The organism is Haloferax sp. S2CR25, from assembly GCF_031624535.1.
Classification (GTDB): domain Archaea; phylum Halobacteriota; class Halobacteria; order Halobacteriales; family Haloferacaceae; genus Haloferax; species Haloferax massiliensis.
In genome coordinates this window covers 275,957-300,025 of the sequence record NZ_JAMQOO010000004.1, presented here as the reverse complement: position 1 = coordinate 300,025, position 24,069 = coordinate 275,957, and the positions used below count along the sequence as shown (strand labels likewise).

At 68.3% G+C, this 24,069-nt stretch carries 26 protein-coding genes and 1 pseudogene; 8 read left to right on the top strand and 19 right to left on the bottom strand.

The features are described from left to right. Position 1: 1 nt before the first annotated feature. The 3 genes from NDI65_RS12505 to NDI65_RS12495 all read right to left on the bottom strand — a co-directional run bounded on the left by NDI65_RS12505 (position 2) and on the right by NDI65_RS12495 (position 2,879). A complete protein-coding gene (locus NDI65_RS12505) occupies positions 2-433 on the bottom strand; it encodes a universal stress protein (RefSeq protein WP_089779250.1) in 432 nt (143 codons plus the stop codon). A gap of 443 nt (positions 434-876) precedes the next feature. Then, complete coding sequence (locus NDI65_RS12500) at positions 877-2,364, bottom strand: tripartite tricarboxylate transporter permease (RefSeq protein WP_042662953.1); 1,488 nt, start codon at positions 2,362-2,364, stop codon at positions 877-879. Further along, positions 2,364-2,879, bottom strand: a complete 516-nt coding sequence (locus NDI65_RS12495; protein ID WP_089779933.1) for a tripartite tricarboxylate transporter TctB family protein — start codon at positions 2,877-2,879, stop codon at positions 2,364-2,366. Before NDI65_RS12495 ends, NDI65_RS12500 begins: the two co-directional genes overlap by 1 nt. Before the next feature lie 292 nt (positions 2,880-3,171). On the opposite strand from NDI65_RS12495, the gene NDI65_RS12490 reads away from it, so the two are divergent. Then, the gene (locus NDI65_RS12490; protein WP_089779251.1) at positions 3,172-3,819 is read left to right on the top strand and encodes an MBL fold metallo-hydrolase; all 648 of its coding nucleotides are present in this window, start codon (positions 3,172-3,174) and stop codon (positions 3,817-3,819) included. Between the two features lie 186 nt (positions 3,820-4,005). Here NDI65_RS12490 and NDI65_RS12485 read toward each other — a convergent pair whose 3' ends face one another. Beyond that, entirely contained in the window at positions 4,006-5,049 is a 1,044-nt protein-coding gene (locus NDI65_RS12485) for an alcohol dehydrogenase catalytic domain-containing protein (protein ID WP_310893697.1), read from the bottom strand. Between the two features lie 240 nt (positions 5,050-5,289). Between NDI65_RS12485 and NDI65_RS12480 the strand changes: the two genes are divergently transcribed. The 3 genes from NDI65_RS12480 (at position 5,290) to NDI65_RS12470 (ending at position 8,184) form a co-directional block, all read left to right on the top strand. Beyond that, positions 5,290-6,300 (top strand): tripartite tricarboxylate transporter substrate binding protein, encoded by a 1,011-nt coding sequence (locus tag NDI65_RS12480; RefSeq protein ID WP_042662945.1) that lies wholly within the window; start codon positions 5,290-5,292, stop codon positions 6,298-6,300. A gap of 198 nt (positions 6,301-6,498) precedes the next feature. Continuing rightward, positions 6,499-7,188 carry a 4-carboxy-4-hydroxy-2-oxoadipate aldolase/oxaloacetate decarboxylase gene (locus NDI65_RS12475; RefSeq protein WP_089779258.1) on the top strand — a complete coding sequence of 230 codons (690 nt, stop codon included), beginning with the start codon at positions 6,499-6,501 and terminating at the stop codon, positions 7,186-7,188. Positions 7,189-7,410: 222 nt separating this feature from the next. Then, positions 7,411-8,184, top strand: a complete 774-nt coding sequence (locus NDI65_RS12470; protein ID WP_089779260.1) for an IclR family transcriptional regulator — start codon at positions 7,411-7,413, stop codon at positions 8,182-8,184. Between the two features lie 60 nt (positions 8,185-8,244). On the opposite strand, the gene NDI65_RS12465 is transcribed toward NDI65_RS12470, so the two are convergent. Beyond that, positions 8,245-9,141, bottom strand: coding sequence for an NAD(P)-dependent oxidoreductase (locus tag NDI65_RS12465; RefSeq protein ID WP_042662942.1), 897 nt, complete (start codon positions 9,139-9,141; stop codon positions 8,245-8,247). Between the two features lie 330 nt (positions 9,142-9,471). Between NDI65_RS12465 and NDI65_RS12460 the strand changes: the two genes are divergently transcribed. Both NDI65_RS12460 and NDI65_RS12455 read left to right on the top strand, forming a co-directional pair. Continuing rightward, entirely contained in the window at positions 9,472-10,140 is a 669-nt protein-coding gene (locus NDI65_RS12460) for a type I 3-dehydroquinate dehydratase (protein ID WP_089779262.1), read from the top strand. Positions 10,141-10,659: 519 nt separating this feature from the next. Next, positions 10,660-11,403, top strand: a complete 744-nt coding sequence (locus tag NDI65_RS12455) for a type I 3-dehydroquinate dehydratase (protein ID WP_042662963.1) — start codon at positions 10,660-10,662, stop codon at positions 11,401-11,403. A 75-nt stretch (positions 11,404-11,478) separates the two neighbouring features. On the opposite strand, the gene NDI65_RS12450 is transcribed toward NDI65_RS12455, so the two are convergent. Both NDI65_RS12450 and NDI65_RS12445 read right to left on the bottom strand, forming a co-directional pair. Continuing rightward, the gene (locus tag NDI65_RS12450) at positions 11,479-12,429 is read right to left on the bottom strand and encodes a homoserine dehydrogenase (RefSeq protein WP_089779264.1); all 951 of its coding nucleotides are present in this window, start codon (positions 12,427-12,429) and stop codon (positions 11,479-11,481) included. After that, positions 12,426-12,959 carry a hypothetical protein gene (locus NDI65_RS12445; protein ID WP_004970351.1) on the bottom strand — a complete coding sequence of 178 codons (534 nt, stop codon included), beginning with the start codon at positions 12,957-12,959 and terminating at the stop codon, positions 12,426-12,428. Before NDI65_RS12445 ends, NDI65_RS12450 begins: the two co-directional genes overlap by 4 nt. A gap of 562 nt (positions 12,960-13,521) precedes the next feature. On the opposite strand from NDI65_RS12445, the gene NDI65_RS12440 reads away from it, so the two are divergent. Then, positions 13,522-13,968 carry an ester cyclase gene (locus NDI65_RS12440; RefSeq protein WP_007274815.1) on the top strand — a complete coding sequence of 149 codons (447 nt, stop codon included), beginning with the start codon at positions 13,522-13,524 and terminating at the stop codon, positions 13,966-13,968. A gap of 241 nt (positions 13,969-14,209) precedes the next feature. Here NDI65_RS12440 and NDI65_RS12435 read toward each other — a convergent pair whose 3' ends face one another. The 4 genes and pseudogenes from NDI65_RS12435 to NDI65_RS12420 all read right to left on the bottom strand — a co-directional run bounded on the left by NDI65_RS12435 (position 14,210) and on the right by NDI65_RS12420 (position 16,902). Then, positions 14,210-14,941 carry a hypothetical protein gene (locus NDI65_RS12435; RefSeq protein ID WP_089779266.1) on the bottom strand — a complete coding sequence of 244 codons (732 nt, stop codon included), beginning with the start codon at positions 14,939-14,941 and terminating at the stop codon, positions 14,210-14,212. 54 nt (positions 14,942-14,995) lie between these two features. After that, positions 14,996-15,459 (bottom strand): annotated as a pseudogene (locus tag NDI65_RS12430) (OsmC family protein). 64 nt (positions 15,460-15,523) lie between these two features. Continuing rightward, positions 15,524-16,132 (bottom strand): hypothetical protein, encoded by a 609-nt coding sequence (locus NDI65_RS12425; protein ID WP_089779270.1) that lies wholly within the window; start codon positions 16,130-16,132, stop codon positions 15,524-15,526. After that, a complete protein-coding gene (locus tag NDI65_RS12420; protein ID WP_089779272.1) occupies positions 16,129-16,902 on the bottom strand; it encodes a P-loop NTPase in 774 nt (257 codons plus the stop codon). The genes NDI65_RS12425 and NDI65_RS12420 overlap by 4 nt, the downstream gene beginning before the upstream one ends. Positions 16,903-17,010: 108 nt before the next feature. Here NDI65_RS12420 and NDI65_RS12415 point away from each other — a divergent pair, with 108 nt between their 5' ends. Next, a complete protein-coding gene (locus tag NDI65_RS12415; RefSeq protein WP_255516715.1) occupies positions 17,011-17,133 on the top strand; it encodes a hypothetical protein in 123 nt (40 codons plus the stop codon). Between the two features lie 116 nt (positions 17,134-17,249). Here NDI65_RS12415 and NDI65_RS12410 read toward each other — a convergent pair whose 3' ends face one another. The 8 genes from NDI65_RS12410 to NDI65_RS12375 all read right to left on the bottom strand — a co-directional run bounded on the left by NDI65_RS12410 (position 17,250) and on the right by NDI65_RS12375 (position 24,054). Beyond that, positions 17,250-18,263, bottom strand: coding sequence for a histidinol-phosphate transaminase (locus NDI65_RS12410; protein WP_089779274.1), 1,014 nt, complete (start codon positions 18,261-18,263; stop codon positions 17,250-17,252). A 99-nt stretch (positions 18,264-18,362) separates the two neighbouring features. Continuing rightward, complete coding sequence (locus NDI65_RS12405; RefSeq protein ID WP_089779276.1) at positions 18,363-19,100, bottom strand: adenosylcobinamide amidohydrolase; 738 nt, start codon at positions 19,098-19,100, stop codon at positions 18,363-18,365. After that, entirely contained in the window at positions 19,093-20,115 is a 1,023-nt protein-coding gene (gene cobD / locus NDI65_RS12400) for a threonine-phosphate decarboxylase CobD (RefSeq protein ID WP_310893696.1), read from the bottom strand. Before cobD ends, NDI65_RS12405 begins: the two co-directional genes overlap by 8 nt. Then, complete coding sequence (locus NDI65_RS12395; RefSeq protein ID WP_089779278.1) at positions 20,105-21,157, bottom strand: nicotinate-nucleotide--dimethylbenzimidazole phosphoribosyltransferase; 1,053 nt, start codon at positions 21,155-21,157, stop codon at positions 20,105-20,107. The genes cobD and NDI65_RS12395 overlap by 11 nt, the downstream gene beginning before the upstream one ends. Beyond that, entirely contained in the window at positions 21,148-21,765 is a 618-nt protein-coding gene (locus NDI65_RS12390) for an NTP transferase domain-containing protein (protein WP_310893719.1), read from the bottom strand. The genes NDI65_RS12395 and NDI65_RS12390 overlap by 10 nt, the downstream gene beginning before the upstream one ends. After that, positions 21,765-22,529 carry an adenosylcobinamide-GDP ribazoletransferase gene (gene cobS / locus NDI65_RS12385; RefSeq protein WP_089779282.1) on the bottom strand — a complete coding sequence of 255 codons (765 nt, stop codon included), beginning with the start codon at positions 22,527-22,529 and terminating at the stop codon, positions 21,765-21,767. The genes NDI65_RS12390 and cobS overlap by 1 nt, the downstream gene beginning before the upstream one ends. Next, entirely contained in the window at positions 22,520-23,428 is a 909-nt protein-coding gene (locus NDI65_RS12380) for a CobD/CbiB family cobalamin biosynthesis protein (RefSeq protein ID WP_310893695.1), read from the bottom strand. The genes cobS and NDI65_RS12380 overlap by 10 nt, the downstream gene beginning before the upstream one ends. After that, the gene (locus NDI65_RS12375) at positions 23,419-24,054 is read right to left on the bottom strand and encodes an HAD family hydrolase (protein WP_089779286.1); all 636 of its coding nucleotides are present in this window, start codon (positions 24,052-24,054) and stop codon (positions 23,419-23,421) included. The genes NDI65_RS12380 and NDI65_RS12375 overlap by 10 nt, the downstream gene beginning before the upstream one ends. Positions 24,055-24,069: the final 15 nt, after the last annotated feature.

Genomic DNA, 24,069 nt, shown 5'->3' with positions numbered 1-24,069 from the left:
GCTACTCCTCGTCGGCGAGCGTCGAAACGACCGGACACGGCGCGTTCAGGAGAATCGACTGGGCGACGCTCCCGAACAGCATCTTTCCGGTGCGCGAGCGGCGTCGCGGGCTCACCACGATGTAGCTCGCGTCCTGGGCTTCGGCGTACTCGATGACTTCGTCGGCCGGGCTGCCGACCAGCCCCACCGTCTCGGACGGGACGTCCAGCCCCGATACCGAGTCTTCGGCCATCTCGGCGGCGGCCGACCGAATCTGTTCCATGTCCTTCGGCGCTTCGGCCTGCGCGCTCGTCAGCCCGAGGTCGACGAACTCCGAGCGGGTCAGCGCGTGGACGACGTGGACCGGTTCGTCGAACGCCGCCGCCAGCGATGCGGCTTCCGCGACAACGTGTGATGACCGACCTGAACGGTCGACCGCTGCAACAACGACCATACCCGTGTGTACCACGGTGGGATATAATATCGTTTCGCCGAATCCCACTCGAAGCGACCGCCGAGCGCCGCGTCGACGCGATTCGCCGTTTCGACGGCCGTCCCCCCCGCCAACACGCGGCGTCGACCGTCGGACGGGCACACCTTTCAATGATGTCGTAATTCGACCGAAATCGCCCCATTTTCGTTACATCTCTATGTCTGTAATTTCGCATCCCACTAGTAGAAAATTATCACTGTATTTCAACATCCTCGGAACACAGCCGCTCAGTTCGAGTGGCCCGCTCCGGTATCGACTCCGAGCGCTCGCGTTGCTAGCCGTCGAAGCGCCGTGAGCGTCGATAACGCCGGGCAGTCGGTTCCCAACTCGGGTGAGAACTACGAGAGGAAACCAGACGGCGGACCGAACGCGGCGTGAGAAAAGCGGCGGGGACGGAAGCGGCGTTACGCGTTAGCGCGAATCGAGCGCACGGCGGGCAGCGCAATCGCGCCCAGACCGAGCAGGATGATGACGAGGGCGATGGGGCTCGTGAGGAAGATGGTCGGCGAGCCGCCCGAGAGGACGAGTGACCGACGGAGATTCTCCTCCGCGATGGGTGCGAGGATGAGCCCGAGCACCATCGGGGCCAGCGGGTAGCCACGGAGCCGCATCGCGTAGCCCAACACGCCCGCGCCGAGCATAATCCACGCGTCGAACACGTTGCCGCGGAGGGCGATGGCTCCGATGACACACAGCACGAGGATGACGGGCCAGATGTGGGACTTCGGGATGTTGATGAGCCGCGCCCAGTAGTTCGCGCCGAGCATGCCGAAGATGAGGATGAACACGTAGATGAGGAGGAACCCGACGAAGATAGTGTACAGCAGGACCGGCTCCTCTTGGTACAGGCCCGGACCGGGGTTCACGTCGTGGACCAACAGCGCGCCGATGAGGATGGCGGAGACGGAGTCGCCCGGGATGCCGAGCGTCAGCGTCGGAATCAGCGCGCCGCCGGTGCTCGCGTTGTTCCCGGACTCGGCGGCCGCGACGCCGCGGATGTTCCCCTCGCCGAACGACGGGACGCTGTCTTTGAGCCAGCGGGTGGCCTCGTTGTACGTGATGAACGCCGCGATGTCGCCGCCCGCACCGGGAATCGCGCCGATGAACGAGCCGAGAATGCCCGACCCGACGCTGACCGGCGCGATGGACCGCAGGTCGGAAAGCGAGGGGAACACGCCGGTTATCTCCTGGTCGACGCGGTCGTTCCCGCTGTTGATGCCTTGGGAGTACTTGCGGAGCCCCTCGGCGATGCCGAACAGGCCGATCATGACCGCGATGAACTCGACGCCGGTGAGCAGTTCGGGGACGTCGAACGTGAAGCGGTGGAAGCCGGTCACGGGGTCGATACCGACCGTCGCGACGAGCATCCCGAGCAGCCCCGAGACCATGCCCTTCGTGAGCGAGTCGCCGCTCACGCTGGCGATGATGGTCAGTCCGAAGAAGGCGAGCGCGAAGAACTCCGGGGACCGGAACCGGAGGGCGGCGTCGGCGATGACCGGCGAGAAGAACATCAGCGCGAAGACGCTGATGACGCCGCCGACGAACGACGCGATGGTGCTCACGCGAATCGCACGACCCGCCTCGCCCTTCTGGGAGAGCGGGTGGCCGTCGAAGATGGTCGCCGCCGCGGACGGGGTGCCCGGCGTGCGGATGAGAATCGCCGGAATCGACCCCGCGTAGACCGCGCCGCCGTAGATGCCCAACAGGAGAATCATCCCCTGACTCGGCTCCATCGTGAAGGTGAACGACAGCAGGACCGCGATGGTCATCGTCGCGGTCATCCCCGGAATCGAGCCCATGAGGATGCCGAGGAGTATCCCGCCGACCATGAGCAGGAGGACGAACGGGTCGGCGAGGTTGACGAGCGCCTGGGTGATGTATTCGACGACCATCAGAAGGTCACCACCAGCGGAAGCTGCGGCAGCAGCCGTGACACCGGGATAACCCCTTCAGGCAGGCGCACGAGGAAAATCCGGGCGAAGATGTAGAACAGCGCGATCGGGAATCCAATCGATAGCGCCGCACCCAGCAGTTTCGACCGGATGTTCGAGTAGTAGAGGACGACCGGCATGAACAGCATGGTCGACACGAGGAACCCCAAAACCGGCATCAACAGGACGTATCCGACGAGGAACGCCGCGACGGCGGCCGCCGGCCTGAAGTCGAACTCCGAGATTTCGAGTTCCGTCTCGGAACCGGTCAGTACGTCGATACCCGCGAACAAGATGATGCCGACCGACACCGCTATCGGGAAGAACGACGGCCCGACGCCGTCCCCCGACGGGAACCGGCTCGCGAAGAAAATGACGACGACCGAAAACAGGATGAAGAAGACTGACAGCGGACTTGAACGAACGCTCTCCAAGCCGATTCTATCAAGGGCGGCCCCGACTTTCTGAATCACCATTATTTGTTCTGCCTCGTGGTATGATACCAAGCAATCGTGTGTAATAAACATATTGGTCTTTCCGCGCCCGTTCGGCGCTGAAAGTCACGATTTCGACACGAACGACGAGCTGTGGTCGAAGTGACCATCCCGTTACGCTCGGGACCGGCTCCCACCGACGGAAAGCCGCCAACGGACGGGTCGCGGCCGCCGGCCGGAACAGTCACGAATCAGATACGTTCGTCGACGGCGACGCCGCGTTTCGCGTCCATCGATAGAATTAACCAGCGCTGCGAACTACTGTTCCACCGGAATGAGTGTTAGCAGCGTCACCGAGGGTATCGACCAGATTCAGTTCGAACACGTCCGGGTCCTCGTCCTGAAGGACACGCCGGCGGGGAAGACGACGCTCGTCGACACGGGCTTCGACGAGGACGGCGACGAGTTAGTCGAGGTTCTGGAGCGGGAGTACGGCGGCGTCGACCGCGTCATCATCACCCACGGCGACCACGGCCACCACGGCGGCCTCCCGTCGGTGATGGAGGCGTTCGACCCCGAACTCGTCGCGTCGGCCAACGAGTCGAAGCTCCACGAGGCCATCGACTACGAACCGGACGTGACGTTCACCGACGGCGACGTGCTCGACGGGAACATCCGCGTCATCGAGGTGCCGGGCCACACGAAGGCGACGTCGGCGCTCCTGCTCGAAGACCGCGGCATCCTCATCTCCGGGGACGCCCTCGACGGGGCCGACCGCGCGGGCCTCCCCGCGGGGTATCTCCTCCCGCCGCCGGCGCTGTTCAACGACGACCACGAGGCCGCCGAAATCAACCTCTACGACCTCCTGCAGTACGACTTCGAGACGCTTCTCGTCTTCCACGGCTCGCACGTCTTCGAGGACCCCAAGGGCAAACTCGACGACTTCCTCGTCGAGCGCGAGTGGGACCCCCGCCCGGAGTGACCCCGCCCCGTCGAACCGAGCGGCACCGGCGGCGTCACCTCCCTCGATAGCCCACCAACGGCATGCTTTTCAGACGACCGACCGCGGAGCGGCCGCTCCGAACGCAGATGTCGACCGGAACGCGGACGGGGGTGACGGAACGGTGACTGAGAGGAGCGAGATGCGAACCAGACGGTATCGGTCGCGTCAGTCCCGAAGGACCGAAACGTCGAACACCGGCTTGCAGGTCTCGCCGGCGAGGAACGCCTCGAAGGCGTCTTCGGACTCGGTGAGCCGGAACCGGTCGTCGAGGAACGTGGCGTGGTCCACGTCGCCCGAGCCGATGAGTCGGAACGCCCGCTCGAAGTCCTCGAAGGTCGCGCCGTAGGTACACTGGAGGTCGACCTCCGCGCGGACGAGCGGCGTGTACTCCATCGTGGTCTCGCCGGTCTGGCCGACGAGGACGATCTGGCCGCCCTTGCGGACCTGCTCGACCGCCATCGGCAGTCCCGACGGGTGGCCGGTCGTGTCGAACACCACGTCGAAGCCGACGCCGCCGGTCAGGTCGCGCTGGGTGGCGGTCAGGCCGTCTTCTTCGATGTTGACCGCGGGGTAGCCGAGCTCCTCCGCGAGCGGCAGTCGGTAGTTCGTGTCCCGACCCACGCCCGCGACGACGACTTCCGCGCCCTGCGAGGCAGCCACCTGCGCGCAGAGCAATCCGATGGGCCCCGGGCCGGCGACGAGCACTCGGTCGCCGGCCTTGACGCGAGAGTTCCGGATGACCGCGCGCGTGCAGATCGCCGTCGGCTCGACGAGCGCCGCGTGTCTCGGTTCGACGTTCGACGGGACCGTCTGGAGCGCCGACTCGGGGACGGCGATGTAGCCGGCGTACGCCCCGTCGAGGTCGATGCCGGTCAGTACCGCGTCCTGACAGATGCTCTCCTCGCCGAGTTGGCACTGGAAACACTCGCCGCAGCCGCGAATCGGCCGCTCGACCACGCGCTCACCGACGGAAAACCGGGTGGCGTCGTCGCCGCGTTCGACCACGCGGCCGGTGTACTCGTGGCCGATGATGGTCGGCATCTCCATCCGCTCGAAGGCGGACTTGAACTTGTAGATTCCCGCGTCGCTCCCGCAGAGCCCGGCGTAGTCGACCTCGATGAGGACCTCGTTCGACGCCGGCTCGGGCGTCTCGACGTCGACGAGTTCCATAGCTCCGGGCTCTCGGCTCGTTTTGGCTAACCCGCGCATACATCTCCTTGAAAACCGCCGGGGTATAAATCTACGTTCTTGGGGGAGAAGCTTGCGGGGTCGGTCGACGGGGACCCGCGGCTCGCGGAGTCTGCTCGCGCGCCGTCGAGCGCGACTCTCTATGCAGACCCGGCGCTCGCGGCGGCGCGAACCGTCCGACCGCACGCGATATCGACCGCCGCGCCATATTCGGAGCGACCACAATGCTTATTGTATGGATTGTTCAAACATTCGGGTACAATGGGAGACGACACCATTAGCAATCGGAGTGGACGCAGCGCGCTGAACAGACGGAACTTCATCAAGGCCGCCGGCGTCGGTGGGGTTGCGCTCTCGGCCGGCTGTCTCGGCAGCCTCTCGGGAGAGCAAGAGTGGCCCTCCCGCCCGGTCGAGATTATCTCGCCGTGGTCCGCCGGGGGCGGGGCCGACCGAACGAGCCGCGCGGTCGCCGACGCGGCCGAGAACCACACCGAAGTCTCGTGGAACGTCAGCAACCAGACCGGCGGCTCCGGCTCGGTCGGGATGAACGCGGCGGCCAACGCCGACCCCGACGGCCACACCATCGGCTGTACGGCCCCCGAAATCGCGCTGTTCGAGCACCTCGGAATCGCCGACCTCAGCCCCGACGACATCACGCCCATCATGCAGTACACCGAGTTCCCCGCGGCGCTCGTCGTCAGCGAGGACGCCGAGTTCTCCACGCTCGACGAGTGGATTACCTACGGGCAGGACAACACCCTGCAGATGGCGAACTCCGGGTTCGGCTCGTCGTGGCACATGGCGGCCGCCGGCATCGCCAGCGAGGCGGGCGTCAACGTCGAGCACATCTCCTACGAGGGAGCCGCCCCGGCCATGACGGCCGTCGTGAACGGCGAGGTCGACTGTACCGCGGTCGGCGCGGCCGAGGTCGCCCCGCAGGTCCAAGACGGCGGGCTGTCCGCCCTCGGCGTGGCGTTCGACCAGCAGGTCGAGGCGCTGCCGAACACGCCGACGCTCGCTGACCAGGGCCTCGACATCTCCATCGGTTCGTGGCTCGCGCACTTCGCGCCCGCCGGCATCGACGACGAGCTGAAACAACAGCTCGCCGACGTGTACAGCGCCGTCTACGAGGACGACTCGTTCGTGGAGTTCATGGAGAACAACAACTTCATCCGCGTCGAACGCGGCCCCGACGAGCTCCAGGACTTCCTCGACCAGCAGTACGAGTTCTACGGCAACCTCGTCGACGAACTCGGCATCGAAAAGCAGTAACGCCGCAGTCGAATTCCGAGCCCCGCGACTGACCGACTCACCACGCGACACGTACCTGCGCCCTTCTCCCTTTCGCCGGCTCTCACGTCACCGCGAGCGACGGCAGTCCGGCCCGAAGCGCGCCCGCGAGGCGCGACGCGGACCGCAAGCGTTCGACCGACCGATAGTTTAACGTGAATCGTCCGCATCGGGTCGGGTATGCACACGATAGAGCCCGACGTAGAGCGACCGGACCGCGAACTCGTCGAGGCGTTCGAGGAGATTCCGAGCACCATCGTCTCCGACGTGACCGGCAACATCGGACTGACCATGGACGCCGGCCTTCGCCCCGCCTACGACGGCGTCGAGATGGCCGGGACCGCGGTCACGGTGAAGGCCGCGCCCGGCGACAACCTCATCATCCACAAGGCGATTACGCTGACCGAGCCGGGCGACGTGCTCATCATCGACTGCGACGGCTACACCGACACCGGCCACGTCGGCGAACTGATGTGCACCTCGTGTCAGGCCAACGGCCTCGCCGGACTGGTCATCGACGGCGCGTACCGCGACAGCCGGGAAATCGCCGAGATGGAGTTCCCGGTGTACGGCCGCGGCGTCAACCCGCAGGGACCGCTCAAGCAGGACCCCGGCTCCATCAACGTCACCGTCTCCGTCGGCGGCGTCAGCGTCGACCCCGGCGACATCGTCATCGGCGACGACGACGGGCTGGCGGTCATCCCCCGCGAGGGGGCCGACGAGGTCCTCGAACGCGCCCACGAGAAGCTCAGCGCCGAGGACTCCGTCCGCGAGGAAGTCCTTGAGGGCGAGTATCTCTACGAACTCAACGGCTACGACGAACTGTTCGAGAACCTGACCATCGTCGGTCCCGAGGACTCGATTCAGTAACGCCACCGAAGACGCGGCGGACAGCGACTGCGAACGCTCCGAACAGTCCGCCCACCGACAGTCATGCCATCCGCGCGGCCCGCGTTTTTTCCCGAGAACCCGACCGACGACGAGCGACGCCTCGGCACGTGACGCCGGTGGCCGAAGCGTTCGCCACCTCGAAATCCAACATCGTTGAAACGAATCGGTGCTATTAGGGACGCGGTGGCCCATGGTCGGGACATGACGAACTCCACCGGGTCGGGCTCGCGGCGGATACAGAGCGTCGAGCAGGCGTTCGACATCATCAGATACCTCCGCGAGGTCGACGGCGCGACGCTGTCGGAGACCGCCGAGGACATGGAGATGCCGGTCAGCACGGCGCACATCCACCTGGCGACGCTCGTCGACACCGACTACGTCGCCAAGGTCGGAAGCGAGTACCGCTGTAGCCTCCGGTTTCTTGAGATGGGCGGGGCGATGCGCGACGGGATGGCGCTGTACCGGGTCGCCAAGCCGGAGCTCGACGAACTGAAAGAACAGACCGGCGAGCACACCAACGTCACGGTCGAGCAAAACGGGTTCGCCGTCCAGCTCTACAAGGCCCAGAGCCCGGAGTCCATCGACGACGACGCGCCGCTCGGCGACCACCTCTATCTCCACTCGACGGCGACGGGGAAGGCGATGCTCGCGGAGCGCTCGCGGGACGAGGTCGACCGCATCGTCGACCGCCGCGGCCTCCCGGCCCTGACCGACGACACCATCACCGACCGCGAGGCGCTCCACGAGGAACTCGAAGCGATTCGCGACCGAGGCTACTCCATCAATCGCGGGGAACACTACCCCGGTGTCTGCGCCGTCGGGACCGCCATCGTCTCCGAACCGGACGACGCCGTCGGTGCGATAAGCATCAGCGGCCCGATGAGCCGCATCGAGGACGGCCGCATCGAAGAGGAACTCGGGCCGGCGCTCCTGAACAAGAAGAACATCATCGAGCTGAAAATCAAGCAGTACTGAGCGAGGTATCTCACCGCCGCCGGGCGTGGCCGTCGCTCGCGGTGACGGTTTTTCGTCGTCTCACTCGGGCGGGCTGTCCCACTCGGAGCCGTCGTCGGCCGGTTCGTAGTCGAGGACCGCCTTCGCGTGGTCGATATCGAACCAGCGGGCCTTGTTGCCGCTCACGGCGTAGAACGTGTCGTAGGTGACCGACTCGTCTTCGAGACAGCATTCGAGCAGGTGCGCGAAGTCCCGCTGGGAAGTCCACGTCGCCTTGAGCCGCTTGACCATCTCCTCGTACTCGGGACTCCCGCGCTCCCACGACCCCGTCTGCGACTGGTCCCACACCTCGCCCTCCTCGACTTTGTGCTCGTCGCCGCGGTCGACGCCGCGCTCCGCGTCGCCGTAGGGGTGGTCGTACCGCTCGGTCCGGACGCTGGAGATGCGAATCGAGTAGACCTGACTCGGCGCGCCGTCGCGGCGGGCGTGCGTCCGACAGATGTGCTCGCCGAACACCTTCGAGGCCCCGTAGTAGCCGTCGGGCTTCGGGAGCGTCTCGTGGGTGAGTCGGAGCGGGTCGTACTCGCTGGGGTAGTCCTCCTCGTAGAGGTCGGGCGCGAGGTCCTCCTCGTACAGCCCCATCACGCGCTGGGAGGAGGCGTAGATGAGCTTCTCGACGCCGGCGTCCTCCATCGCCTTGAGGACGTTGTACGTCCCCATGATGTTCGGCTCGACGATGTCCTCGAAGGCCGCGCCCGCGTCGGACTGCGCGGCGAGGTGGATGACGGCGTCCTGCCCGTCGAACGCCGGGCGGATGGCCTCGTAATCCGCGATGTCGGCGACGAACGTCTCGTACTCCGGATGTTCGGTCCGGTCGAGATACGTGAACTCGTACTCGTCGCGTTCTGCGAGGTGGTTGAGAATCGCTTCGCCCGCCTCACCGAACGGACCCGTGACTAGGACTTGCTGCGTAACCATCGATACTGAGGGATACGGAACTCCCCGATTTAAATCTTGGTGGCGGCGGTAAGTTCGTCTCGGTCGGAAACCCGCCGCCACAGACGCCTCTCGTTTCGACATCGTTGAAACGAATTTGGCCTGTAAGACCATGATGATTACAGAATTAATGTTGTAATTGTAGTCGGGGGAGCGGCGTCGACGACGGGGATTCCGTGACTCTCGTACCGTTCCAACAGTATCGAAACGCGGACGTGCGTGACTGAGCGTCGGGTTTCGGGGGACTGACAGATGACGCCGAGGAGCGCTCGGCGGGGAACTGTTTTATGCGAGTGTTCGGTATCGAGTTCCATGGCAGCGGACGCATACGCGTTGGCCGGAGTGACCGAGACGCTGACCGAAGCGGCGGCCGCGGAGGGCATCGCGGACTACGTCGAGTTCCGGATGGACGGGGCGACCCGCCCGCTCGACGCGCTCGACGACTACGACGGGACGCTCCCGCTCATCGTCTCGAACCGGCCGGAGTGGGCCGGCGGCACCGCCGGCGAGTCCGACCGACTGGAGACCCTCGCGGCCGCCGCCGCGTTCGACGCCGTCGAGATGGTCGACGTGGAGCTGCGGACGATCCGCGAGTGCGAGTGGCTTCGGGACGAACTGCGCGAGCATGACGTCGAACTAATCGTCTCCCACTACGACCGACAGAGGACTCCTCAGAAATCGGAGTTATCGACGATAATATCAGAATGTAGTGACTACGGCGACGTGGCGAAGCTCGTCGTCGCCGCCGAGGAGAAGTCGGACTCGCTCGCGCTGTTACAGTCGTTCAACGCCGCCTCCGAGCGGGGGGTGCGAGTCACCGGCTACGCGCTGGGAGATATCGGCCGCCACACCCGCGTTATCGGGGTTTTCTACGGCGCGTCTATCGCCTATGCGCCCATCGTGAGTGACGAGCGCGCTCAGGACGACATCGACCTCGGAACGCTGTCGAACCTCCTCGAATGGGTCGCTTCGGCGAGGTGAGCCCTGAAGAAACACGCGTGGCGCATCGACGCGACAGTTCGCGCCGAGCCGGCGAGTGCGTCCGAGGACCGCCCGCGACCGTCGACAGCGAGAAGCGTCTCGGTTCGGGAGCGTCGTGCTCGATAATCCGCCAATTATATCAGATATAGTATATTCAATGAGAACAGTCATATTCGGCTCAAACAGAGCCGTTTTGGCCCGAGCGAACGCCGTTCGAACCGAGGGTCCCGGACGACCGGACGGCCGGCCGCTCACGGAGGCATCGCGTCGCCGACGGACGCCGACTGCCGGTGCCCGTTCGCCCCGTCGAAGAACAGATGGCCGACTCTGACTCCCGAATATCGACGATTTCTCGGCTACATTCAAGTTGGGACTGATAACTGTTCGGCTCAAACTCGACATCATCGATGAACGTTCCTGAAAATCCGCCGAAAACGGCGTCTCTCACCGTCTACGAGGAGGTGAGAACTCTTGCGTCGACAGCTAACATTTATAGGCGGCGGGGTGATAGGCGTTCACATGAAACTCGACGAGTCTGCACTGGCGGCGACAACAAACGACCTCACACGAGAGGTGGACGCGCGAGGGGTGGCAGACCTCATCGAATTCCGAATGGACCAAGCGGACGACCCGCTCGAACAACTCGCCGCGTACGACGGCGAACTCCCGATAATCGCGACCAATCGCGCTCGCTGGTTCGGGGGAAAGGCGAGCGACACCGGCCGGCTGGACGACCTGTTTTCCGCATCTCGGTACGACGCCGTGGAGTTCGTCGACATCGAACTCGAAACCGTCCGCGCCAAGGAGTGGCTGGCCCACGAGTTCCGCGAGAACGACGTGCAGCTCATCATCTCGCATCACGACTTCGAGGAGACGCCCGACCGCGACGTGCTCGACGCCATCATCGAGCAGTGCGCGGAGTTCGGTGACGTCGCCAAGGTGGCCGTCTTCCCCCAGAATCAAGGTGACACGCTCACGCTCTTGGAGGCCGTCAACGACGCGACCAACCGCGGCATCGACGTCGCCGGCATCTCGATGGGCGAAATCGGGAGCCACACGCGCGTCATCGGCCACCTCTACGGGTCGAAGCTCGGATACGCGCCCCTCCTCGCGGACGACAATGACTACGCGCCGGGGCAGATTCCGCTCGAAAAGCTCGCCTCGCTCATCGAACTCACGAAAAACGAGCGCGTCGACGGACAGGTCATCGACACCATCCGGAGCGAGGTGTCGGTGCCGAAGGAACTGACGCTCTCGGACTGACGCCGGCGACCCTGCGGCCGCCCGCCGTCAGCAGACTCGTTTCATCTCTTCTCGCCGCGGACTCGACCGCCGGCGTCAGTCGGCAAGCCGCTCGACGTCCGTCAGCACCGCGCTCGCCGTCTCGGGACCGCCGGCACCTTGGCCGGTGATACCCAGTCGACCGCAGTAGTCGGCTTCGATTTGGACGGCGTTTTCCGTTCCCGACGGGGCGACCGCCCCGTGCTCGGGCACTAACCGCGGGCCGACGCGAACCGCGCCGTCCGCGACTTCGACGATGAGTCGAATCGTCTGGCCGTCCTCGGCGGCGAGGTCGAGCATACTGCCCGAAAGCTCCTGAATCCCCTCGACTTCGGCGTCGTCGAGCGCGTACTCCGTCTCGCCGTCCGAGAGGACATTGGCGACGATGACGCCCTTGAGCGCCGTGTCCGTGCCGTCGACGTCGAAGGTCGGGTCGGCCTCGGCGACGCCGAGGTCCTGTGCCTCCGCGAGCACGTGCTCGTAGTCGAGGCCCTCGGCGGCCATCCGCGAGAGGACGAAGTTCGCCGTCCCGTTCAGCACGCCATAGACAGCCGACACGCGCGACGGGCCCACGTCCTCGATAGTCGAGAGGATGGGAAGCGCGCCGCCGACGGTCGCGCCGAAGCGGACGGTCCCTTCGCTCTCGGCTTCGAGCGCGCGCACGTCGGCGTAGCGCTCGGCGACCGGACCTTTGTTCGCCAAGACGACGTGGCGGTCGTCGCCCAGCGCGCGCTCGACGTGCGAGAAGCCGGGTTCGGCGTCGCCGAGCGTCGTCGGCGTCGCCTCCACCAACACGTCGTAGTCGGCGTCGAACACCGACTCGGGGTCCGCGTCGCCGACCACGCCGTCTTCCCGCTTCTTCGCGAGCACCGCGTCGGCGTCGATGCCGTCGGCGTCGACGACGGCGCTCTCGGAGTCCGCGAACGCGGTCACGACGTGGCCGTGCTCGGCGGCCAGTTCGACGACGGCGCTGCCGACCGCGCCGGCACCGAGGACGCAGAGCCTCACGCGCGACCCCCCACCGTCAGCGGCTCGACGAGCTGGAGGTCCTTCTCGTCGGCGATGTCGCGCATCGCCGAGAGGACGTCTTCGGTGGACCCCGATTCGGCGGCCAGTTGCAGGCGGGCGCTGGAGACGTCGATGGAGCCCGCGGGCGCGGACAGCGAGATGTCGGTGACCGTCGCGTTCCGGGTCGCCTCTATCTGCGTCAGCGTGTCCGAGAGGTCCGTCTCGATGAGGTGACCCGAGAGGATGATGGTCAGGCGCTCGCTGTAGCGCTCGGTTCCGGCCTGAATGACGTTGATGCCGGCCTCGCTCAGCCCCTCGACGATGTTGTCGAAGCGGTCGGGCGTCGCCTCGATGTCGACTTCCACCGGGATGTAGCCGCGCGGGGTGACGTTGCCGCGCTCGTGGAAAATCGAGAGGAGGTTCCCCCCGTGTTCGGCGATGGGTTGCAACGAGCGCAGGAGTTCGCCGGGCTCGTCGACGAGTTCGAGTCGGAGCGTGTACGCCTGAACGTCGTTGCGGACCTCACTCATCCGCACAACACCGTACTACCGTGTCGTTCATTGTCGGAAATCGAGCGAGCACACCCATATACGTATTGCGTTCGAACGGGTCGGTCGCCGACCGCGACCGTCGGCCCGTCTGCTGTGAGAGAGTCATCACTGAGGGTTCGCCGTACGTGCGTCGGCCCGAAATGTACTCAGGTTCGCTACAAAGATTACCGCACCCGGATACCGTGCGCGAATCGAGTTGTGCTCGCTTTACACACAAGCACTATCGAGGGCAACACCCCCGACTCGGGTGTGTGTTCGAACATCGTGCAAATACCGCCGTATTAATCCAGAATTGGTTTATTTACGTCTGTTTGGGGAATTTTCTATCGTATTATTCATTTTCCACTCGCTGAGCGTTCGTCGGTCGTGTTCGTGAGCGCCGCGAGTCATGCATTAACAAAACACAGACGCTTCCGCGACACTCTATTTACAACGAATAATAGTTAACATCTCGCACGGCGTATACGCTGGTGTATCCGCCGCCGACGGGAAGTGAGAGGGTTGCCGTCTGTGGACGGGTGCGACAGAAGGAAACACAGAGATGGCATCAGCAAGCACACCGACACCGACGCCGACCGGGAACGAGCGACTCGCTCGACGCTTCCCGGAGGAAGTCGCGAGCGAGGGGAACATCGGCCTCGTCGACGAGATTTGCGCCGCGGACGTCCGCGACCACAGTCCGCTCGGCGAGGTCCGCGGACGCGACGAACTCAAAGCCCAGATTTCGGGGCTCAAAGCGTCGTTCAGCGACTTCTCGGCGACGGTCGAAGACACGGTTTCGGCGGGCGACACGGTCGCGATGCGCGTCACGCTCCGCGGGACCCACGACGGCGCGTTCATGGGCATCGAACCGACCGGGAAGTCCATCGAGGTGGGAAACATGGTGTTCACCCGCATCGAAGACGGCGTGATCGCCGAGCGGTGGGTCCAGCCGGACATGCTCGGCATGCTCACGCAACTCGGCGCTGTCGAACTCCCCGAGGCGTGACCGACGCCGAAGCCGATACCGTTTGCGCGACGAACGCGCGGCTCGACGGATGAGAAGGAAGAGCGCGGACGACCGGGCACCCGCCCGCACTCCACGGACACTGGGGAAAAACCTCCCCGGTATACGCAACCCAAGTGCAGGTATCTACCTGCAGTAGACGCGTACTACCTCCACCGTTAAAACATTTTTTAAATGTCATATGATGCGTGTGCACTGAACGCACACCTCGGCGACCGGTCGGTCAGCCGTCGAACGTCGACAGTCGGCGGCGCTCCCGCGCGAGGGTTCGCGCCCAGTAGTCGAACAGGACGCTGTCGACGTCGTACACGTCGGCGATGCGGCGGACCCACTCGTCGTCCGAAAACAGCAGTCGCTGGAAGGTCCGCACGTCGGGGTCGAGTTCCGCCCGTCGGCCGGCGTAGTAGGCGACGGTCTGCTCTCTGGTCCGCTCGATCAACATCGGGGGGACGAAGATGCCCGACTCGCGGGCGACGTAGGCGAACCACTCCAGGTGGAGGACGGCGTCGGCGAGGACGAACCGCTCGGCGAAGCCGTCGACGTACGCCGTCGCGGGCCGGCCGTCGACGTACACGTCTTCCGGGCGAGAAAACCGCGGCACCGACAGGTGCGGGAGGTCGTCGGCGTACTGTTCGGCGACCCGGCGGAGCCGGTACTCGGCGTAGGCACACGGGGCCGCGAGGCCGAGTTCGTACCACAACGGCATCCACTGACAGAACGGGTCGCAAAACACCGCGTCGGCCAGCAGGTCGGCGGCGACGGAGCGGGCGAGGTCCGGCGGCAGGTCGGTCCGCCCCGCCCGCATGGCGTCCGTCGCGCGGACCACCCGCGACTCGAAGTCGCCGACGCGGAGCCCCATCCCCGCGGCCACGTCGTGGACGTACTCGGCACCGATTCGGTACCAGTCCGCGAAGTCGGCCGGGCGGCGGAGTCGGAGGAGGCGCAGGACGGTCACAGGGGCACTACGGAGGACGGCGGTTTGGCTCTGTCCCCGCGGGGCGACCGTCGCTCACTCCCGCCGGTCGAACGAGAGCGCGAGCGGCGTCGCGTTGTTCAGGTTGTCGCTGACCGGACAGCGCGCTTCGACCGCGGAGAGCCACGCGCCGATGGTCTCGGCGTCGGCGTCGACGTCGGCGGTGACCGCGACGCGGATCTCCTCGTAGCCGGCGCGCCGTCCTCGCGCTTGCCCATGAACTTCCCGGGGTCCAGGTCGCCCTCGATGGCGATTTCGAGGTCCCGAACGTCGAGGTCCATCTCGCGGGCGACGACGTGGGACGTGACGTTCAGACAGCCGGCGAGCGCGCCGAGGACGTACTCGACGGGGTTCGGTCCGGCGTTCTCCCCGCCGAGCGACTGCGGCTCGTCGACGACGAACTCGAAGTCGCGGGCGGAGACGCGGGTCTCGGTCGGCGATTCGGCTGCCGCGGCGACGGCGAAGGTCAGGGTCTGAGTCTGGGATTTCTCGGCGGACATACTTCCGTAGAGACGCCGCAGAGCGATAGCCACAGAAGACGGTTCTCAGCCGTCGAGAAGCGTGTCAGCGACTGTCTGAGCCGGCGTCTATCGCGGCGGCGTCAGCGTCGTCGCCGGGGTTGGCATCGCCGGCGTCGTCGGCCAGCACGTCGTCGAGTCCCCACTCCGACGCCCGCGCGCGAGCCTCCTCGCGGGCCTCGGACCGAATCTCCTCGATGGCGTCGGCGTCGGCGAGGAACGATTCGACCGCGCTCTGGTCGCGGCCCTCCTCGCGACGGGCGTCGGGGGCGGCGTCGAGGGTCTTCGCCGCCAACCGCTCGTCGCCGGCGAGGACGCGGGCCGGCTCGCCCGGCGGGACGCGGAACGCCTCGACCTCGTGGGCGTCCGCGAGGGCGTCGGCGTCGACGGCGTGGACCGCGGCGCGGGTCGGGCCGGTGACGGCGAACCCCTCCAGCCCGTCGCGGCCGCCGACCTCGCGCTCCGTGTCGTAGGCGAGGACGGGGACCCCGTCTTCGAACGTGACGACGCCGCGGGTGGCCTCGCCGAGGAGCAGCGCGTCCTGCGGCTCGAAGACGACGTACCCGGTGAGTTCCTCGTCGAGCACCGTCCGAAGCACCGCCGCGGCGTCGTCGACGACGCGCGACCGGCGGAGTTCGCCCCGTGGAATTCTCATATCCGCTCGGGGACGACGGCGCTTTTGAACCGCTCTGCGACCTCGCGGCCGTCACCGTCGCGCACGTCGAGTCGGGCGGCCGCCTCGCGGAAGGCGTCAGCGGCCGGGCCGTCGGGCGCGTGTGCGAGGAGGGGTTTCCCCTCGCGGCGGGCCGCGCGGACCGCGTCGCTCTCGGGAACCGACGCGAGCGTCTGCCCGCCGAAGTAGCGGCCGGCCTGCTCGGCGATTGTATCCACGTTCTCGTCGGGGCGCACGCGGTTGAACACCACGCCCGCCGTGTCGGTGCCGTAGGAGTGGGCGTACTCCTGGACTTTCAGCCCGTCGGACAGAGACGGCACGGTGGGTTGGAGGACGACGACGATGCGGTCCGCGAGGACGACGGGGAGCACCGCGCTCTTCGAGCCGAGCGCGGCGGGCGAATCGAGGAGGAGCACGTCCGTGCCGGCGGCGAGTTCGGCGACCACGTCGCGGAGACGGCCGGGGTCCGCGGCCTCGAACGCCGCGAGGCTCGTCCCGCAGGGGACGACCGACATGCCGAATCGCTCGTACACCGCGTCGGACACCGCGGCGTCGCGCTCGTCGACGAGTAAGTCGTGGAGCGTCACGTCGGCGTCGTCCAATCCGGCGTGGAAAAGCAGGTTCGCCATGCCCGTGTCCGCGTCGATGACGGTCACGTCGTAGTCCTCGGCGAGCGCCATCCCCAGCGCGAGCGTACTCGTCGTCTTCCCGGTGCCGCCCTTCCCGCTGGCGACGGCGAACGCCTCGACCATGCCCCCACGTGTCCGGCGATTTCGCATAAGTGTTCGGAACGGGATGGACGCGCGCCGACGAACATCGTGTCAATAGGTAACGAACATTAATAGCGAGGACATCATGGTGTGAAACGACCACCGATGTTCAGAATAGTTATCCAATCGTTCGCTTTCGTGGTCGAAGACTCGACGTTCGCGGTGTACGCGACCCTCCTCGCCATCGCGTTCATCGTGTACCTGAATCGGTGACGTCTGTTCGAATCACGGCGTGCAAACGAGTCTCGCGCCCCGCCCGGAACGAAGCTGAGACCGTCGGTCGGTGCGGCTCGCGCCCGTGAGTCGGGTCGGCGGCGTCGACGCGGCGCTCAGGCCGCCTCGGCGAGCGCGTCGAGCAGGCTGTCGTTTTCGTCCGGGCGGCGGACGTTGATTCTGACGTGCGAGTCGAGACCCCGATAGTCGCGGGCGTCGCGGACGGCGAAGCCGCGCCGCCGAGTCTCGCGGAGCACGCGGTCGACGTCGGCGGCGCGGAACAACACGAGCGCGCTGTCGGCGGGGTGGGGGTCGTAGCCGAGTCGGTCCAACTCCGCGAGTATCCGCGGGCGCTCCCGCTCGACCCGGTCGCGCGTCGCTTCGAGGAAGTCGTCCTGTTCGAGACAGAAGGTCGCCACCTCCACCGCGGGGGCCGACAGCACCCGCGTACAGCGCGCCCGCGAGAGCCGGTCGCCGAGGTCGCCGGTCGCGGCCGCGAAGCCCGCTCGGAGCGAGGGGACGCCGAAGACGTTCGTCACCGAGTGGAGCGCGATAACGCCGTCGAGGCCGGCCGTGCTCGGGAGGCGCGTGAATCCGAGGTACGACTCGTCGACGACGACGGGCGTGTCGGCCCGGCGACAGTCGTCGATGAACGCCCGAAGCTCGCCTCTCGGGTACGCCGTCCCGACGGGGTTCGCGGGGTAGCTGAGAACCACCGCCGCGTGCGCGGCGGGGTCGACGCGCTCCAAGAGTCTGTCGTGCGGTACGTGGACCGGTTCGCCCCCTTGGAGCCGGATTTCGCGGGCGTACTCGCCACAGCAGGGAGCCGGAAGCGCCACGCTGTCACCCGGCGAGACGGTCACGCCCACCGCGAGCCGCATCGCCTCGACGACGCCCGCGGCGGGGACGACCTCGTCGGGGTTACAGCCGACGAACTCCGCGGCGGCGACGCGGAACCGCGAGAAGTCGTCCAGCGAGTCCCGCCGCGCCGTGGAGAGCGCCGACTCGTAGACGCCGGCGAGACCGGACGGTCGCTCCGGGTTCGAGCCGGTGCTGAAATCGACGAGCGAGTGGTCGGCGGTCCCGCCGTGGGTCACGTGGCCGACGTCGGAAACGGAACCGGGGTCCATACCAACGTGCTAGCTACCGACCATAATCAAGGCTTCTGCGGGAACCACTTAGCTACCAGCGTCGATTTCTCGGCCGAGAAGGCGTTTGGCCGGCAGTTCTCAGATCGGAGAGACGGTCGCGCGCTCGTCGGCGACGACGCCGTAACTCGCCTCGCCGACGCCCCGCGGAATCGAGTCGGCGTCGTACCGCGAATCGAGGCTCGCGCGCACCGCGTCGCGGACGCAGACCCGCGCCGCGTTGCCGACCTCGGTCGCGCTCCCCGAGAACGTCACCGGGTCGCCGGCGGGGTCGCACGCGGCGACCACCGCGTCGGTCGTCGTCCCCGGCGCGCCGCAGCGCGCGAGGAGCGTCGCCGCCTTCGCCTCGGCGGCCACGGCGACGAGGTTGGCGAGCGCGCCCGGCTCCAGCGACCGCGTCGTCCCGACGAGGACGTTGACCGTTCCGACCGGGTCGTCCCGCTCCTCTCGGTCGTCGCCGGCCGCCGCGTCCGAGGCGGGCGACGCGTCGTCCCAGTCGCTCGGCTCGCCGTCTATCGGCAGTTCCGCCGGGTTCGACACGCCCGCGGTGGCGACGACTTCGACCGGGCCGAACCGGGCGCGCCGGGCGTGTTCCTGCCCCACGCCAGTCAGGAGCGTCGGTCCGCGCTCGTCGAAGCCGGCCGCCGAGAGCCGCCGTTCGATATACGCGTCGAGGTCGGTCTCGGGCCAGCCCTCGGGGACGGTGACGTTGAACGCGGCGTCGGCCCGCGACTCGCCGCCGGCGTAGCCAGTCGAGAGCCAGCGCGTCTCCGGGCGAACCAGCCGGCAGACGCCGTCGCGGCGCGTCGCCTCAAACATCGTCGGCGACAGCGGCGAGCGCCCGGAGCAGTTCGTCGTTCTCGTCCGGGCGTTTCACCGCGACGCGGACGTGCGAGTCGAGCGTCGGAAACGTCGTCGCGTCCCGGACGGCGACGCCGCGGTCGCGGGCGGTCTCGACCACCGCGTCGACGTCGCGGTCGCCGACGTCCACGAGGAGAAACGGCGCGTCCGACGGGGAGACGTCGAAGGCCTCAGACAGCGTCTCGCGGAGTCGCTCGCGTTCGTCTGTGACGCGCGCTCGGGTGCGCGAGACGAACGCCTCGTCCCGCATGCAGTGCGCGCCGACGGCGGCCGCGGGCGTCGAGAGCGACCACGCCCGCCGGGCCACGGCGAGTCGGTCGCCGAGGTCGCCGACGGCGACGGCGAACCCGGCGCGGATGCCCGGCAGGCCGAACATCTTCGTCAGCGACCGGGCGACGACGACGCCGGATGTGCCCGCGAGACTCGGCTCGTCGGTGAAGTCGAGGAACGCCTCGTCGACGACGAGAACTGTGTCGGCCTCGCGACAGCGCGCCGCGAACGCCCGGAGGTCGGACGCGGACGCGAGTTCACCCGTCGGGTTGTTGGGCGTGCAGACGACCGCGACCGCGTGGCCCGCGGGGTCGGCGTCGAGGAGTTCGTCGTGGGCGACCGCCACCGGCTCCGCCCCCTGCAGGCGAATCTCGCGGTCGTACTCGCCGAAGCTCGGTTCGGGGACGAGCGCGGTGTCGCCCGGCGAGAGCGTCACCTCGAACGCGAGCCGCAGGGCTTCGAGGCCGCCCGCGGTCGGCACGACCGCTTCGGGGACACAGCCGACGTAGTCGCCGGCGGCCGCCCGGAAGTCGGCGTAGTCGTCGTCGGGGTAGCGGGTCGCGGCGTCGAACGCCTCCCGATACACGGCCTCGACGTCGTCGGGTCGCTCGGGGTTGGTGTTCGCGCTGAAGTCGAGGACGGTCGGGTCGGTGGTCCCGCCGTGGGGGACGCGGCTCCCCGCGCGGACGGATTCAGGGTCCATCGTCGATGTCGGCGTCGGCGCCGCCGGCGTCGGCCGCCGCGGTTCCGGTTCCGGTCCCGGTCTCGACTGCCTCGGGGTCCAGCGTCGAGAGCACGTCGAGCGTGGCCGCCTCCACGTCGTCGAGGACGCCCATCCGGTCGGCGAGCATGAGCGCGCCGCCCATGCCCGCGCCCTCCTTGGCCTCGCCCGCGGCGTAGCGGTCCAGCGGGTGCGTCTCGAAGCCGGGGTCGGTGACGGTCAGTTCGAGGTCGAACGCCTCGGCGGCGTCGGCCAGTTCGGGCACGTCCTCGGCGAGGTACGACGTGGTGGCGAGCGTCAGGTCGCCGCTCGCGCCGGCGTGGCGGGCGAGCGCGGCGGCCGCGAGCAGTTGGGTCCCGCCGCCGAGCGTCACGTCGACGCCGTTTTCGAGCGCGCCGACGGTGAGGCCGGCGACGACCGGGAGCACCGGGTCGCCGAGATAGCGGGCGGCGCGCCGGGGTTTGTGGGCCGCGAAGCCGGGTTCGACGTCGCTGGCCTCGAACGCCTCGGCGACGACATCCTCTTTCAGGCTCGTCGGGTTGTCCGGGAGCGACGACGAGACGGGGAACTCCTCGCCGAGCGCGCGGAACACGGCGAGCGCGGTGGTCGTCCCGCCGGGGACGGTCTCGCCGATGACGAGTTCGTCTTCGGGGAGCGCGAGGCCCATCCGGCGGGCCGCCTCGAACGCGCCGGGCGCGGTCGGGACCGGCTCGCTCTCGCGGATGTCGCGGCCGGGTCGCGCGCCCACGTCGATGGTCGGCGCGGCGCTCGGCTTGGCGAGGCCGGCGTCCACGGTGAGCACGTCGAACCCGGTGAGCTGTTTGACGGCGCGGGTGACGGCCGCGGGCGTCGGACAGCCCGTCGGACTGACCGGCGTCACCGGCGAGCGGACGGGCTCGCCGTACTCGATGATTTCGGCGTCGGCGCTCGGCGTGTGGCCGACGAGCGACGGGTCCGCGCCCGCGGCGCTGATGCCGGGAATCTTCGCCGTCTCGGTCGTGCCGGCGACGAGGACTACTCGCATCGGTCCTCCGCGAGCGCGATGTCTGTCGGGCGGTTCACGTTGAGTGCCAGTCTGGAATCTGCGGAGAGGTACATGGTCGAATCGGTGTCTGTGTCTGCGTCGGTGTCAGTGCCGGCGTTCGTCTCGGCGTCGATATCGGCGTCTGCGCCCGCGGGACCGACGACGCCCAGCCCAGTCGGGCAGACGGCGGTCCCCTCGTGGTCGAACACGAGCGCGTCGTCTATGCTGGCTCCGAGGTCGCGCTTCAGTTCGACGGGGACGCACGCGGTGGCGGCCCCGCCGTCCGCGGCCGCGACGACCGCGTCGACGTGTTCGGGAGCGACGAGCGGCAGGTCGGAGACGACGGTGACGACCGGCCGAGAGACGCGGTCTAACGCGTATCCGAGGTCCGAGACGTAGCCGTCGCCGGGCGCCTCGATGGGGTCGAGACCGAGGTCGGCGGCGCGGTCGCGGGTGTTCGGCGTGTGCGGCGAGGTGACCGCGCGGACGGTCCCGACGCTCGAATCGCGGAGCGCCGCGGCGACTCGGTCGAGCATGGGCCGCCCGCAGATGTCCACGAGCGGCTTTTCGACCGGCGCGTCGAGGCGGGTGCCGCGGCCGCCGCACATCACGAGAGCGTCCACGTCACCACCCCCGCGTGGACGGCCGCGGCGCGGGCCAGTTCGTTCGTCGCGCCGAGCAGGTCGCCCGAGACGCCGCCGAGTCGGGCGCGACCCCACGAGCGGACGAGCAGCGCGACGACCGGCCCGCAGCAGAGCGCCGCGACGACGGCGGGACCGCCCGTGACCGGCGCGAGCGCGACGACCGGGAGGCAGGCCACGGCGACGGCGAGGAGCCCCGACGGGCTGTTCTCGCCGACGAGCGCCGAGCCGAGTCCCTCGTGGGCGGGCGCGCCGAGACACACCAGCGTCGCCATGCCGGCTTTCGCGCCGACCTCGGCGGCGAGCGCGATTGCGACGGCGGCCGTGAGGCCGACGCGACCCCCCGCGCCCGCGAGGCCGAACGCGCCGAGCGCGAGGACGACGAGCGTCAGCCCGAACGCGAGCAGGCCGCCGACCCCCGTCTGCGAGTCTTTCAGGACCGACAGCCGGCGGTCGGCGTCGCCGTGGACGACCGCGGCGTCGCCGAGGTCCGCGAGGCCGTCGGCGTGGGTGACGCCCGTCACGAGGTACAGCGTCACGAGGTACAGCGCGGCCGCGGTCGGTATCGGCAGGGGGAGCAAAAACGGGAGCGCGGCCAGCGCGCCGACGACGTAGCCGGCGAGCGGGAACGTCGCGGGCGCGCGCCTGAACGCGTCCCAGTTGGACTCGTCGCCGCCGACGGGGAGGCGGGTGAGGAAGCCGAGCGCGCCGCGGAGGGCGGTCAGAACCACGCGACCACCCCCGCGACTGCGAACGCGAGGAGGCCGGCCCGCGAGACGAGTCGGACGCCCCGCGCGGCGGTCGCCGCGTCGGGAGCCTCCGGCCCCCCGTCGAGCAGGTAGTGACCGGGCTTTTCCAGTCGCGTTTGGAGGAGGACCGCGAGCGTCGCCATCGGCCACCCCGAGTTGGGCGACGACGGCCGCCGCGCCAGCTCGCCGACCCGCGTCACCGCGGCCGGCGCGCCGGCGACGACGGCCAGTAAGACCGCCGAGACGCGCGCCGGGACCCACATCACCGCGTCGTCGAGGCGGGCCGGAACGCGGCCGACCGGCTTGTGTCGGTAACCGAGCATCGAATCGAGCGTGTTGACGCCTTTCACCCACGCGGCCGCGCCGACCGCGAGCGAGAGCGAGACGGGCGCGAGGAGCGCAAACGCGAGCAAGGGGGCGACGAGGCCGTCGGCGAGGTTCTCCGCGGCGCTCTCGACGGCGGCGCTCCGGATGTCGGCCGCCGAGAGCGACGACGGGTCGCGCCCGGCCAGCGCCCGGAGTTCGTACCGGGCCGCGTCGAGGTCTGACTCGTCTGCCGTCGCCGAGACGACCGTCTCGGCCGCGTCGAGCAACATGCGAAGGCTCGTGGTCGAAAACAGCGCGAGCGCGGCAACGGCCGCGCCGAGCCACGGCGAGGCGAGCGTCGCGGCCCACGTCGCACCCGCGGTGACGCCCGCGGCGAGCGCCGGAAGCGCGACCGCGGCGACCCCGCCGACCAGCGTCGGACGGGACCACTCGCGGTCGACGGGCGAGACGAGTCGGCCGAACAGCGCGACCGGGTGGATACGTGCTGGGGGTTCGGCGAAGCCCCTGTCCAGCGCCGCGGCGGCGACGACGGCGGCCGCGGCGGTCACGGGCACGGGTCCTCCCCGGCGCGCAGTCTCGCCGCGACCGATTCGAGCGTCGTCTCCCGCAGGTTCACGAACCGGCCGCCGACCGCCTCGATACCGCCGTCTGCGTCCGGGTCGTCGCCGACGTGGACCAGCTCGGCCGCGTCGACGCCGAGGCCGCGGGCGGCCGCCTCGAACGCCTGCCGGTGGGGTTTTCGCCACCCGCAGGCGACGCTCGTCGTGATGTCGTCGAAGCCGCGCCGGTCGAGGTCCGACCGGATGAGCGTCCGAGCGACGAGTTCGGGGACCGAGCAGTTCGAGAGGAGGCCGACCGCGCCGGCCTCGCGGGCAGCCGCGACCGCGTCGACCGCGCCGGGACGGGTGGTCACCTCGGGGTCGAACGCCGTGATGACTGCTCGTCGGGCGGCGTTGTCCGGCGAGTCGACGCCCCGAGAGCGGAGCGCCGCGGCGACGTGGGCCGGAAGCGGGACTTCCGCGCCCTCGGGCGCGTCGATGTGGACCTCGCGGTAGGCGTCGTCCCAGTCGTCGGGGACGGCGACGCCGTACTCGCGGAGCGCGTCTGCGACCGCCGCACCGGGGTCTGACGGGTACTCGGCGTCGACGAGCGTACCGAAGAGGTCGAACGTGACTGCCACTAGAATTTCATTGGC

Coding starts and splice junctions, on each gene's coding strand:
- NDI65_RS12460 (WP_089779262.1), top strand. CDS start 9,472: ATGGCAGCGGACGCATACGCGTTGGCCGGAGTGACCGAGACGCTGACC.
- NDI65_RS12490 (WP_089779251.1), top strand. CDS start 3,172: ATGAGTGTTAGCAGCGTCACCGAGGGTATCGACCAGATTCAGTTCGAA.
- NDI65_RS12495 (WP_089779933.1), bottom strand. CDS start 2,879: ATGGTGATTCAGAAAGTCGGGGCCGCCCTTGATAGAATCGGCTTGGAG.
- NDI65_RS12455 (WP_042662963.1), top strand. CDS start 10,660: ATGAAACTCGACGAGTCTGCACTGGCGGCGACAACAAACGACCTCACA.
- NDI65_RS12475 (WP_089779258.1), top strand. CDS start 6,499: ATGCACACGATAGAGCCCGACGTAGAGCGACCGGACCGCGAACTCGTC.
- NDI65_RS12505 (WP_089779250.1), bottom strand. CDS start 433: ATGGTCGTTGTTGCAGCGGTCGACCGTTCAGGTCGGTCATCACACGTT.
- NDI65_RS12470 (WP_089779260.1), top strand. CDS start 7,411: ATGACGAACTCCACCGGGTCGGGCTCGCGGCGGATACAGAGCGTCGAG.
- NDI65_RS12480 (WP_042662945.1), top strand. CDS start 5,290: ATGGGAGACGACACCATTAGCAATCGGAGTGGACGCAGCGCGCTGAAC.
- NDI65_RS12390 (WP_310893719.1), bottom strand. CDS start 21,765: ATGTGCGGCGGCCGCGGCACCCGCCTCGACGCGCCGGTCGAAAAGCCG.
- NDI65_RS12410 (WP_089779274.1), bottom strand. CDS start 18,263: ATGGACCCCGGTTCCGTTTCCGACGTCGGCCACGTGACCCACGGCGGG.
- cobD (WP_310893696.1), bottom strand. CDS start 20,115: ATGGACCCTGAATCCGTCCGCGCGGGGAGCCGCGTCCCCCACGGCGGG.
- NDI65_RS12500 (WP_042662953.1), bottom strand. CDS start 2,364: ATGGTCGTCGAATACATCACCCAGGCGCTCGTCAACCTCGCCGACCCG.
- NDI65_RS12440 (WP_007274815.1), top strand. CDS start 13,522: ATGGCATCAGCAAGCACACCGACACCGACGCCGACCGGGAACGAGCGA.
- NDI65_RS12395 (WP_089779278.1), bottom strand. CDS start 21,157: ATGCGAGTAGTCCTCGTCGCCGGCACGACCGAGACGGCGAAGATTCCC.
- NDI65_RS12445 (WP_004970351.1), bottom strand. CDS start 12,959: ATGAGTGAGGTCCGCAACGACGTTCAGGCGTACACGCTCCGACTCGAA.
- NDI65_RS12465 (WP_042662942.1), bottom strand. CDS start 9,141: ATGGTTACGCAGCAAGTCCTAGTCACGGGTCCGTTCGGTGAGGCGGGC.
- NDI65_RS12425 (WP_089779270.1), bottom strand. CDS start 16,132: ATGAGAATTCCACGGGGCGAACTCCGCCGGTCGCGCGTCGTCGACGAC.
- NDI65_RS12420 (WP_089779272.1), bottom strand. CDS start 16,902: ATGGTCGAGGCGTTCGCCGTCGCCAGCGGGAAGGGCGGCACCGGGAAG.
- NDI65_RS12405 (WP_089779276.1), bottom strand. CDS start 19,100: ATGTTTGAGGCGACGCGCCGCGACGGCGTCTGCCGGCTGGTTCGCCCG.
- NDI65_RS12485 (WP_310893697.1), bottom strand. CDS start 5,049: ATGCGCGGGTTAGCCAAAACGAGCCGAGAGCCCGGAGCTATGGAACTC.